Genomic DNA, 12082 nt, shown 5'->3' with positions numbered 1-12082 from the left:
GTGAATCAACCTTTTTTGTTTTTAGATTTTTTTATGTGTAGGGGTCGCATTTTTATAGTAGTCATAACAGAGCTTTTCACATTCATAGCAGTACTTCTAACATTTATGTCGAATTAAGAAGATATATAGGAGGGATACATATGGAAATAGCTGTAGAACGAGTTTTTACAAAGGAGATTTTAACAAGAGCTGCAAGTTTGTTTCATGTAACGGTGGAAGAAAAGCCACTTGGAGATTTTGAAAATTACATTTTTAAGGCGAAGGGTGATAGTGATGAAGATTACGTATTACGTTTAACGCATTCTTCCCATCGTTCTAAAAAAGAGGTAGAGGCTGAACTAGATTTTTTACGATATGTTGCGGAGAACGGTGCAAAGGTAGCGGGACCTCTTTACTCAACATCTCAAAATCTTGTAGAAGAAATTGTAGTAGAGGATGGAACTTTCTTTTTTGCTTCCTTATTTACATACGCAAAAGGTGAGCAAGTAAAAGGAGAAGGATCGCCATATTGGGGAAATGCTTACTTTGAAGCGTGGGGAAAAGCGATTGGACAATTGCACCGCCTTACAATGAATTACCCTAAAACTGACTACCGTGATACGTGGGAAGAGGATGAAAGTAGTATTGTTAATGAATTAGAAGATGAGAACGTGAAAGAAATTGCAGCTGTATTAATGGAGGAAATAAATGCTCTTCCAATTGAAAGAGAAACATTCGGCCTTATGCATGGTGATATTCATCCAGGCAATTTTCACTATGATGGAAAAGAGTTAACAATCTTTGATTTTGATGATGCGGCCTATAATTACTTCATTCATGATTTGGCAATGGTTCTTTATTACTCTGTTCTTTTTACACCGTGGACAGTGGAAGAAAAGACGACATTCGCTCGTAAACAGTTACAAGTGTTAAGAAAAGGGTACGAATATGAGCACAGGCTGGCGGATAGTTGGTATGAATCGTTACCTTTATTTTTACGTTTACGTGATATAGGTTTGTATGGCACGCTCCAAAAGAAATTTAAAGGGAAAGATATGCCAGATCATTTCAGAGAATTAGCTGAACAACTCTATGAAAGAATTATAAAAAGAGAAGCGATTGTGAATATATAATACATTCATATTAAAACAAAGTATATAAAATAAATATATACTTTGTTTTTTTATACAAAAATATGTTTATTTTATTAAAATAATATTGTTATAGATTCGGTATGCACGTATAATTTTATGTATATTCTGAATATTCTTTAAAAATGAGGAGGGGGAATGTTGGAAGCAATCGTAAGTTGGATCAATAATATTGTTTGGAGTCCAGCACTTGTTTATTTATGTTTAGGAGCAGGTTTATATTTTTCTATTCGAACGAGGTTTTTACAAGTAAGGCATGTAGGAGAAATGGTGAAGCTTACATTTCAAGGAGAAAAATCGGATGCTGGTGTTTCTTCTTTCCAGGCGTTAGCACTTTCATTATCAGGGCGCGTTGGAACAGGAAATATTGCGGGTGTTGCAACGGCTGTTGCATTTGGTGGTCCAGGAGCTGTCTTTTGGATGTGGGCGGTAGCTTTTCTAGGAGCAGGTTCTGCTTATGTAGAATCAACACTTGCACAAATATATAAGACGAAGCATCAAGGGCAATTCCGTGGTGGTCCGGCTTATTACATTGAAAAAGGGCTAGGAGTTAAATGGTATGCATTAGTATTCGTTGCGGCAACAATTCTTGCAACGGGGATGCTGTTACCGGGTGTTCAGGCAAATAGCATTGCTGTAAGTTTGGAAACAGCTTTCGGTATTAATACTTCTGTATCTGGAGCGGTATTAGTAGCAGCGTTAGCGCTTATTATTTTTGGGGGAGTTAAGCGAATTGTTAACGTAGCACAAGTTGTAGTGCCGTTTATGGCACTTGGTTATATTTTAGTAGCTTGTGTAATTGTAGCTATGAATATTGAAAAGTTACCAGATGCTTTCATGTTAATTTTAAAAAGTGCATTTGCATTAGAAGCAGCTTTTGGTGGGATTATTGGTTTAGCGATCTCTTGGGGAGTAAAACGTGGTATTTATTCCAATGAAGCAGGGCAAGGAACTGGGGCACATGCGGCGGCAGCTGCTGAAGTATCACACCCAGCTAAACAAGGGTTAGTACAAGCATTTTCCGTTTACATTGATACATTATTCGTCTGTTCAGCAACAGCATTTATGATGATTATTACAGGCATGTATAACGTATTTGATGCAAGCGGAAAAAACTTTATCGTCAATAAATTAAACGGTGCACAGCCGGGTCCTGGTTATACACAGGCAGCAGTAGAATCTGTTTTCCCTGGATTTGGAAACGGTTTCGTCGCAATCTCGCTATTATTCTTTGCATTTACAACAATTATGGCGTATTACTACATTGCAGAAACGAATATTGCATACTTAAATCGTGATAAAGACCGTCCTTGGATGTCCATCGTACTAAAGTTTGTATTCTTAGGAGTCGTATTCTATGGTTGTGTAAAAACAGCTGCAACAGCGTGGGCTTTAGGTGACATCGGTGTAGGAATTATGGCATGGGTTAACATTATCGCGATTTTACTACTACAAAAACCAGCATTGATCGCCTTAAAAGACTATGAAAAGCAGAAGAAAGAAGGGAAAGATCCAGTATTTGATCCGCAGGAATTAGGAATTAAAAATGCTGATTTCTGGGAGCATGAATATGGGAAAGATAAAAAAGAAGAAGTATCTTAATAGGATAGGAACGAAGGAGCAAAGGGAACGACCTTTGCTCTTTTTTTATGGACAAAATGAAGCTGAAAGTTATTTTTTTGCCTATTTTTGAATATAAAAAGAATGTACATGCTTTGTTAGAGGAAGGGGGGAGTATGGTGATTGAGTTTCGTAATGTAAATAAATATTATGGTGACTTTCAAGTTTTAAAAGATATTAATCTGCAAGTACAAAAGGGTGAAGTGGTAGTAGTTGTTGGACCTTCAGGGTCAGGGAAAAGTACATTGCTTCGGTGTATAAATCAATTAGAGACAATTACAGATGGAGAATTAATTGTACAAAATACAGAGGTACACAATAAGAAAACGGATATGAATGAATTACGCCGAGATATCGGGATGGTCTTTCAACATTTTTATTTATATCCACATAAAACGGTTCTTCAAAATATTACACTAGCGCCTATTAAAGTAAATAAAGCTTCAAAAGAGGAAGCTGAGAAAACAGCGATGTTTTATTTAGAGAAAGTAGGAATCCCGGAAAAGGCTAATGTATACCCGCATCAATTATCCGGAGGTCAACAGCAAAGGGTAGCGATTGCTAGGGGACTTGCGATGCAGCCTGAAATTATGCTATTTGATGAGCCTACGTCTGCTCTTGATCCGGAGATGATTGGAGAAGTGCTTGACGTTATGAAAACGTTAGCTAAAGAAGGGATGACGATGGTTGTCGTCACGCATGAGATGGGATTTGCGCGAGAAGTAGCAGATAGGATTTTATTTATGGATGAGGGCCAAATTATTGAGGATACAACACCAGCAGCATTTTTTGCAGACCCAGAACAAGAAAGGGCGCGTCTATTTTTAAGCCGAGTGTTAAATCATTAAAGGAGGAATTTCATGCTTAAAATGAAAAAGTTGTTTACCTTAATCGTATTCTCATGTTTATTCGTACTTGTCGTTGCCGGGTGCGGAAGTAAAAAAGATGAGGCGAAAGAAACGAATACGAAGCAAGGCGGAGCCATAGAGCAAATTAAGAAGCGTGGGAAATTAGTAGTTGGGGTGAAGAATGATACGAATTTATTTGGATTGAAAAACCCTTCAACAGGGCAGGTAGAAGGATTTGATGTTGATGTTGCAAAGGCACTTGCGAAAAAAATTCTCGGAGATGAAAAGAAACTAGAATTAAAAGAAGTAACGTCTAAAACGCGTATTCCACTATTGAAAAATGGTGATATTGATGCAATTATCGCAACAATGACAATTACGGAAGAACGTAAAAAAGAAGTTGATTTCTCAGATGTATATTTTAAAGCAGGGCAATCGTTACTTGTGAAAAAAGGAAGCAATATTAAAGGTATTGATGATATAAAACAAGGTGTGAAAGTATTAGCCGTAAAAGGCTCAACATCTACAAATAACATTCGTCAAAAGTCACCAGAAGCGACTGTATTAGAATTTGAAAATTATAGTGAGGCATTTACGGGGTTAAAAGCAGGGAAAGGTGATGTTTTAACGACAGATAATGCAATTCTTTACGGAATGGCAAAACAAGATTCAAATTATGAAGTTGTAGGGAAAATTTTCACGGATGAGCCGTACGGAATTGCTGTGCAAAAAGGTGCAGATGATTTAACGAAAGAGATTAATAGCTTACTAAAAGATATGAAGGCGAGTGGGGAGTACGACAAACTGTATGAAAAATGGATTGGCCAAAAACAAGAGTAGTAAAGTGAAACTTTAATTAGTGGAGCTTAATCCCAGTGAATAGTAAGAGTGAGGGGATGAGGGATGCTCATCCTCTTCTTGTAAAGAAAGAGGGGAGAATATGTGCCTGATTTTTCTATATTAACGAATAACATTGATATGTATTTAGAAGGCTTTAAGTATACAGTTATGTCTAGTGTAATTGCGTTAATAGGCAGTTTTATTTTAGGAGTAATTTTGGCAGTAATGCGTATTGCACCGATTCGTATTTTAAACTGGATAGGATCAGCTTTTGTGGAGTTTGTAAGAAATATTCCACTCGTATTAATTGCATTTATATTTTATTTCGCTTTACCTGTAATAGGAGTTACTTTAAATGGTTTTGTAGCAGGAACACTTACGCTTACGGTATATACTGCAGCGTTTATTGCCGAGGTTATTCGCGCTGGTATTTTATCAGTCGCGAAAGGTCAAATGGAAGCAGCGCGTTCCTCAGGATTGACTTATACGCGAGCGATGTACCATGTCGTTTTACCTCAAGCGATGAAAATCGTAATCCCTCCTCTAGGAAATCAATTTCTTAATTTAGTAAAAAACTCTTCCATACTCGGAATTATCGCTGGTGCTGATTTAATGTATCAAGGAGATTTAATTTCAACGAAGACGTTTGTTACGTTTGATGTTTATATATTTGTCGGGATGTTTTATTTAATATTAACAATTCCGCTCAGTATGCTAGTGCGTTATTTAGAAAAACGCTTGGCAAAGGAGGCGGTGTAAATGGATTTTAAGGGAGCTATAACAGGGGATCATATCCTCTTTTTGTTAAAAGGATTACTTATAACGTTAGAGGTAGCGCTCGTAGCAATTGTACTTAGCTTTATTATTGGTAGTGTAATAGGAATATTGCGCTATACGAAAATACCTGTCGTTTCACAAATATTAGGAGTTATCGTGGAAGTGATTCGAAATTTACCGCTACTTTTAATTATATTTTTTACGTATTTTGCACTTCCAGAAGCGGGATTGAAGTTAGAAATTATAACAGCTACAATTGTTGCTTTAACAATATTTGAAGCGGCAATGATATCTGAAATTGTTCGAAGCGGTCTATTATCTATCGAAAAAGGGCAGATTGAGGCTGCAAGGTCTTCAGGATTAACGTATGTGCAAGCGCTTTGGCATATTATTTTGCCGCAAGCATTAAGAAGAATGGTCCCCCCGCTTGTTAGTCAGTTTATTTCATTGCTAAAAGATACGTCGCTCGCAGTTGTTATATCATTGCCAGAGCTTATGCATAATGCTCAAATTATTAGCGGGCAAAATGTAAATTATATGATTCCGACTTTTATAGTAGTGGCTTGTATGTATTTTATAGTGAATTATAGTTTATCAATTTTATCGAGAAGATTAGAGCTTCGTTAACTCTTACAATATATGTAAGGGTTTTTCCCTTGTTTCTCCTTATTTTCCTCTAAATAGTATCTAAATCTTGCAATAATTCGATTTTTTATATTATTTTATCAGAAAAGTGTTAATTTTATATAGAAATTGTAATCGCTTTCGTGTATATTTTTATTATCAGAAAATTTTAAAAAGAGATAGGGGTACTTGTAGGGGGAGGATTAAGATGCAGCAACCAACAAATGAGAAATTACATCGTACGATGAAGAGTAGACATTTATTTATGATCGCACTTGGTGGTGTAATCGGAACTGGTTTTTTTCTAGGTTCAGGTTACACTATTAATCAGGCTGGACCAGGGGGGGCCATCCTTTCATATTTAGTGGGCGGATTTATTATGTATTTAACAATGCTTTGTCTTGGAGAACTAACGGTAGCAATGCCAGTTTCAGGGTCTTTCCAAAAGTATGCGACGAAGTTTATTGGACCAGGAACAGGCTTTATGATCGGCTGGCTATATTGGCTTGGCTGGGCAGTAACAGTAGGACTGGAATTAACATCGATCGGTTTAATGATGAAAAGATGGTTTCCAACTGTTGATGTTTGGGTATGGTGTCTTGTATTCGGAGTTATTTTATATGCTTCAAACGCTATCTCAGCGAAAAGTTACGCTGAATTAGAGTTTTGGTTCTCTAGTATTAAAGTAGTTACAATTATTGCATTCGTTCTACTTGGTGGTAGTGCATTACTAGGATTTTTACCATACGACGGAAAAGAAGCGGCACCTCTTTTCTCTAACTTCGTAAGCGATGGCGGGTTATTCCCGAATGGACTAGCTGCCGTATTACTTACAATGATTACGGTTAACTTCTCATTCCAAGGAACAGAGTTAATCGGGATTGCAGCAGGAGAAAGTAAAGATCCAGAAAAAACAATTCCACGCGCAATTCGTAATACAGTATGGCGCATTATGTTATTCTTCATTTTAACAATGACGATTTTAGTAGGATTAATTTCTTGGAAAGAAGCAGGCGTAATTGAAAGTCCATTCGTAGTTGTATTTGATAAAATCGGTATTCCGTATGCAGCTGATATTATGAACTTCGTTATTATTACTGCTTTATTATCTGTAGCGAATTCAGGATTATATGCAGCAACGCGTATATTATGGTCACTTGCAAATGAAGGAATGGCACCAACTTCTTTCAAGAAAGTAAATAAACGTGGTATTCCAATTACAGCGCTAGTCGTAACGATTGCGGTAGCTGGATTATCTCTATTCACAAGTTTCCTTGCAGAAGATACAGTGTACATGTACTTATTATCGATAGCTGGTTTATCGGCTGTTTCAAGTTGGATCATTATTGCGCTATCGCAACTTCGTTTTAGAAGTCAGTATATAAAAGGCGGAGGGAAATTAGAGGACTTAAAGTATAGAACACCACTATACCCGATTGTTCCAATTTTAGCTTTAATTACAAATAGCATCGTTGTTATTAGTTTAGCGTTTATTCCTGAACAAAGAATGGCGTTATATTGTGGTATTCCATTTATCATTTTCTGCTACATATATTATTATATGAGTAAGAAACGGAAGAAACCGATGAAAGTGGAGATGGAAAAAACAAATGAAACTAACAATCAAACACGATGATATAGAAGCAGATTTATCGTACGGTCAATTAGCGATTGGAAAAGAAAATGGGTATTCACCGTTACAATTACTCGTTTCTTCTATCGCAGGATGTAGTGCAATTGTCTTCCGAACAATTTTAGAAAAGAAACGTATTACATACGATACGTTTACAATTGAAACCGAAATTGGTAGAAGTGAAGCTTTATCAAAACCAGTTGAAAGTGTTCATTTGCACTATAAAATCAAAGCACAAAACATTACAGAAGAGCAGTTGGACAAGGCGCTGCAACTTGCAGTGAAAAATTGTACGATTGTTCAATCTGTAAAAGATAGTATAAAGGTTACGGAAACGATTGAATTAATAGGGTGAAACATAAAAACGTGAGACTACGGCTCTCACGTTTTTATGTTTTAGAAAGAGGAGAAATTTAATGGAATGTTTAGGGTGTAAATTAGCAAACAAAGAGGAAAAAATATATAAAGTATATGAAAATGAATATGTAACATGTTTTTTAGATCATGCCCCTTTCTATCCAGGACATATTTTAATTGTGCCAAAGCATCATGTTGTAGAAGTGGACGAATTAGATGATGTTGTAGCAAAATCGATTATGGATGCTTCTAAGCTTATTGTAAAAGCGATTAAGTCATTATATAAACCAGATGGAGTTACAATTTGTCAAAATGGTGGAATCTTTAATGAGTTAACGCATTACCATATGCATGTCGTACCGAGATATAAAGAGCGCTCGTTTGCCGAGTTTTATACGGTACAACCTGGAGAAAAACAGAATCATAACTTTGAAGAAACAAAGACATTGTTAAAAGAAGCGATAGAGAACATACTGCATCCCGAAAAGGCGTAAGAGTGATATTCTTAAGGGGACAGTCAGGAAAATTCTAATAAACAAAAGCCCGATTTCTCAGTTAAAATAGAGAAATTGGGCTTTTGTTTATTCTATTATTAAATTTTATCTATTAAAGAATGCTGCAGTGTCACAAAGTATATCGCTCATTCGTTATATAGAATGAGAGGAGGAATTATATGAAAGTTACAAACAACGATTATGAAAAGATGGAAGAGCTATATGAGTTGTACGAACAAAAAATTTATTATGTGGCTTATTCTATTTTAAATAATATTCAGCAGGCTGAAGATGCGGTTCAAGAGACGTTTATTACTCTTTATAAGAACTTGGAAAAGCTCCATAGCTTGGCTACTCAAGAGCTTAAACGCTACATTTTGAGGATCGCGAAAAACAAGGCGATTGATAGTTACCGGAAAAATAAACGACATGAAACATTTTTAGAAGAATATGAAAGAGAATCAATAGAAGCAGTAGATGAAAATATTGAAGAGTGGGAAAAACGTAAAATGTCTGAGGTTCAAATTGATACATTGCTAAAAGAGTTAAATGAATCGAACAGACAGGTGTTTAAGTACAAAGTCTTCTATAACTTAACGTATCAAGAAATTTCAAGTGTCATGGGGATAACGGAGGCCAATGTCCGTAAGCAGTTTGAACGCGCTCGAAAACGAGTTCAAAATATGATAGGAGGTATACAACATGACGAATTCAAAGAACTCCAAAGAAATATATGAACTTGCTGAAAAAATTGCTTTAGATGATTTTGATAAACTCGAAGAACAGCATGAATTTTCACATACATATACGCGCAAAAAGAAATTGTTTATGGAGGAAATGCAGCTGAAAGATGGACAACCGCAGAAAAAGCGTAAAAAACATCGTATGTTAATCGCTGCTGCTTGCTTATTGATTGGCATGCCGACAACAGTTTTTGGGGCAGTGAAAGTCTATAATATGATTGTCCAAAAACAAAATTACGAAGTAAATGTTTCAGTAACAAATAAGGATTCGAAAAAGAGTGATAAGTGGTATAAGTTGAAGATTGGTAAATTGCCAGAAAATATGGAAGCAATTGATGACAGTGCTATGAAATATTCATTTAAAGATAACTACGCAATGGGGGGATTTTCATTCGCTCTTCGGAGGGTAGGGGAAAATACAGATTTTCAAACTCTGTATTCGAAAAGTTACGAAGAAAAAGAGATAAATGGTAGGAAAGCAGTAATTGTCCATAAAGAAACAGGAAACAACAATGTAATGTTTGACAGAAAGGTCTTTCTCTTTTTTGAGAAAGAAGGGATTATGTTAGAAAGTTATATTGGATCCGATGTAAACGAAGAACAAATGATGGAAGTGTTAGGGAGCATTTCACTTGAGCCTACGTCAAAAGAAAAGGCATCACATATAGTAGAATATGATGAAAATCGTTTTAGCAAAGCAGATGAACCTAAAAAAACTAAGGTGACTCCTTTGAAAAAAGATAGCAAACGGCTATTTCATATAGGGAAAAAAGTTCCAGTCACGATAACGATGGATGACAGCCAAGTTGAATATGTGATAGAAAAAGTTGAAGTCTTTGATTCAATCAAAGATTTTAAACAAGAGAACTTTAATGAACTTGGCTTAGAAATACTAAGCAAGAATAAGGCTTTAAACCAGATAGGAGAATTGCTACCATACAGACGGGATGAATATAAACTCGGAAATGGTAAAGATTCAATTGATAAACTAGTAGAATCAAAATTAGTTAATCCTAAATTTGTTTACTTAACAACAAAAGTGAGAAATATTGGTAAAAAGTCGACGGAAGAAATTTATATGCACCCATCCATAAAGTTGCTTAAATCTGAAGGTAATGCATGGAACTACGCTGAAAGAGATGGAATTGCGGAAAAAAATATTATGACAGGCGAAGTTGATTATTTAGAACCTCACGGAGAAGGGAAAAGCTTTTACAATATTGGCAGTATCCGACCAGGACAAACGGTAAAAGTTAACTTAGGTTATTTTGTAGATGAGGATAAGCTGGATTCAATTTTCCTTGATGCTTTCCGTTACAGTGGGTTTAGTGGGACGGAGAATATGAATGCGAAAAATCGTTGGTGGTTCGATATTCGTCAATAATAAAACAATAGGAATAACTAGACTAAAAAGTTGCTTATATTTAGCAGCTTTTTAGTCTTCATACATATTTAAAATTTCTTTCGCACGTATACGTAAACCATCTATCAATTCTCTCGGTTCTAAAACTCGTGCATCTTTTCCCAGTCTATAAAATAAAGGCGTAATAAAATGGATTTCACCTTTATCAATTGTTGAATGTATATATCCTGTCCCATCTTCGTTTACTTCAACGAATTCCTCAAGATAAGGAACGCTTTTACATTGGCGTACGCCTTCTGTTGTCAGTAAAACATGTAACTGAGTAGGACTGTGTACTACGTTAGAGTTAGAGGCAAACCACTCTTCTAAATTCATGAATGTATCCTCATTTTCTTCCGTTGATAATATAGAAAGAATACGATCGATGCGATACAGTAATACCTTTTTCCTGTCATAGTCATAGGACGGTAAGTACCATAGCCCATCATGAGCATATACACCGATAGGATGAACATGTTTTGTTTTTATCCCCGATTTAGATTCGTATTGAAAGTGTAAATTTTTATTTTCAATAGCCGCTGTTAACACTTCGTTTAAAAGTGGTGTCTCAATTGTTCTCTTCGGATTCCAAAAGGCGATATAAGAACGTATTTTATCAACTTTCGCTTTCGCCTCATTTTGTAGAGAGCTATATAGTTTATGAGTAACAGAATTGATTTCTGTATTAAAAGGCAAGTCTCTGTAGTAGCTTAAAGATTGAAAGGCAAAAAAGATGGAGACTGCTTCTTCTTCGGTAAATAAAATAGGCGGAATTACTCTATTCGTTAATACTTTATATCCTCCGTTGCGACCCTGTTCAGCGTAAATGGGTAATCCCATATCACCTAAATCTAAAATGTATCTATGGACAGTACGAACAGAAATATTAAATTCATCAGCTATTTCTTGAGCTGTAAATGTTTTTTTCGCAGAAGCAAATATAAGAATATCTAATAAGCGTTTAGCTTTTGACAAATGTATCACCTTTTTTCTTTTTAAACATGACATAAATTGTCGTGTTTTATTGTTAGTATATTGTTTACATCATAATGTTATCAAGATGAGATGTAAGGAGGAAAAAATATGTCACGTGAAATAGTTTTATTTATTGCGGCGAGCTTAGATGGATATATTGCGAAAGAAGATGATGATTTAGAGTGGTTAATGGAAACGGAAGGAGAGGGAGATAACGGTTATACAGAAATGTACGAAACGATTGATACAATAATTATGGGAAAAAGAACGTATGATTATGTAGTAGAGCATATGGAAACATTCCCGTATGTAGATAAAAAATGTTATGTTTTTTCTAACTCAGAAAAAGGTTCAAATGAACACGTGGATTTTGTAAATGAAGAGGTAGTGGAGTTTACGAAAAGGTTGAAAGAGCAAGAAGGGTCTAAAATATGGATGGTCGGTGGAGGGAGTCTACTGAGAGAATTCTTTAAGAATAATCTAATTGATGAATATGTTGTCACGATTACCCCTCACATATTAGGTTCTGGAGTTCCGTTATTTCAAGCGAAGAATCCGGAAATTAATTTAACTTTAACGGATACGAAACGTTTTGGGCAATTTGTAAATTTATATTATAAAGTAAAGTGATAAAAAAAC

The 12082-nt window shown here is 35.6% G+C and carries 13 protein-coding genes; 12 read left to right on the top strand and 1 reads right to left on the bottom strand.

The features are described 5' to 3' along the window. Positions 1-140: 140 nt before the first annotated feature. The 11 genes from A6J74_RS13650 to A6J74_RS13600 all read left to right on the top strand — a co-directional run bounded on the left by A6J74_RS13650 (position 141) and on the right by A6J74_RS13600 (position 10450). Positions 141-1112, top strand: coding sequence for a phosphotransferase enzyme family protein (locus A6J74_RS13650; RefSeq protein WP_000401664.1), 972 nt, complete (start codon positions 141-143; stop codon positions 1110-1112). Positions 1113-1271: 159 nt separating this feature from the next. After that, entirely contained in the window at positions 1272-2732 is a 1461-nt protein-coding gene (locus A6J74_RS13645) for an alanine/glycine:cation symporter family protein (RefSeq protein ID WP_000387486.1), read from the top strand. A gap of 137 nt (positions 2733-2869) precedes the next feature. Beyond that, positions 2870-3598, top strand: a complete 729-nt coding sequence (locus A6J74_RS13640; RefSeq protein WP_162861747.1) for an amino acid ABC transporter ATP-binding protein — start codon at positions 2870-2872, stop codon at positions 3596-3598. Positions 3599-3610: 12 nt separating this feature from the next. Next, entirely contained in the window at positions 3611-4438 is an 828-nt protein-coding gene (gene glnH / locus A6J74_RS13635; protein ID WP_000916471.1) for a glutamine ABC transporter substrate-binding protein GlnH, read from the top strand. Positions 4439-4540: 102 nt separating this feature from the next. Continuing rightward, positions 4541-5197: an amino acid ABC transporter permease gene (locus A6J74_RS13630; protein ID WP_001112673.1), complete on the top strand. Its 657-nt coding sequence runs from the start codon at positions 4541-4543 to the stop codon at positions 5195-5197. After that, the gene (locus tag A6J74_RS13625) at positions 5198-5842 is read left to right on the top strand and encodes an amino acid ABC transporter permease (RefSeq protein ID WP_000345979.1); all 645 of its coding nucleotides are present in this window, start codon (positions 5198-5200) and stop codon (positions 5840-5842) included. A gap of 205 nt (positions 5843-6047) precedes the next feature. Continuing rightward, on the top strand, positions 6048-7475 hold the full coding sequence (locus A6J74_RS13620) for an amino acid permease (protein ID WP_001187119.1): 1428 nt from the start codon (positions 6048-6050) through the stop codon (positions 7473-7475). Next, entirely contained in the window at positions 7450-7827 is a 378-nt protein-coding gene (locus tag A6J74_RS13615; protein ID WP_000778840.1) for an OsmC family protein, read from the top strand. The genes A6J74_RS13620 and A6J74_RS13615 overlap by 26 nt, the downstream gene beginning before the upstream one ends. A gap of 61 nt (positions 7828-7888) precedes the next feature. Next, positions 7889-8323 carry an HIT family protein gene (locus A6J74_RS13610; RefSeq protein ID WP_000388979.1) on the top strand — a complete coding sequence of 145 codons (435 nt, stop codon included), beginning with the start codon at positions 7889-7891 and terminating at the stop codon, positions 8321-8323. A 179-nt stretch (positions 8324-8502) separates the two neighbouring features. After that, the gene (locus tag A6J74_RS13605; RefSeq protein ID WP_000869268.1) at positions 8503-9060 is read left to right on the top strand and encodes an RNA polymerase sigma factor; all 558 of its coding nucleotides are present in this window, start codon (positions 8503-8505) and stop codon (positions 9058-9060) included. Beyond that, positions 9026-10450, top strand: a complete 1425-nt coding sequence (locus tag A6J74_RS13600) for a DUF4367 domain-containing protein (protein ID WP_000185119.1) — start codon at positions 9026-9028, stop codon at positions 10448-10450. The genes A6J74_RS13605 and A6J74_RS13600 overlap by 35 nt, the downstream gene beginning before the upstream one ends. A 51-nt stretch (positions 10451-10501) precedes the next feature. Here the strand turns inward: A6J74_RS13600 and A6J74_RS13595 are convergent, their stop codons facing one another. Continuing rightward, complete coding sequence (locus A6J74_RS13595) at positions 10502-11476, bottom strand: helix-turn-helix transcriptional regulator (RefSeq protein ID WP_002047189.1); 975 nt, start codon at positions 11474-11476, stop codon at positions 10502-10504. A 75-nt stretch (positions 11477-11551) separates the two neighbouring features. On the opposite strand from A6J74_RS13595, the gene A6J74_RS13590 reads away from it, so the two are divergent. Next, entirely contained in the window at positions 11552-12073 is a 522-nt protein-coding gene (locus A6J74_RS13590; protein WP_000085758.1) for a dihydrofolate reductase family protein, read from the top strand. Positions 12074-12082 lie beyond the last annotated feature (9 nt).

The sequence above is a fragment of the Bacillus sp. FDAARGOS_235 genome (assembly GCF_002073415.2).
Taxonomy (GTDB): Bacteria; Bacillota; Bacilli; order Bacillales; family Bacillaceae_G; genus Bacillus_A; species Bacillus_A toyonensis.
This window is presented reverse-complemented; position numbering and strand designations above follow the sequence as displayed.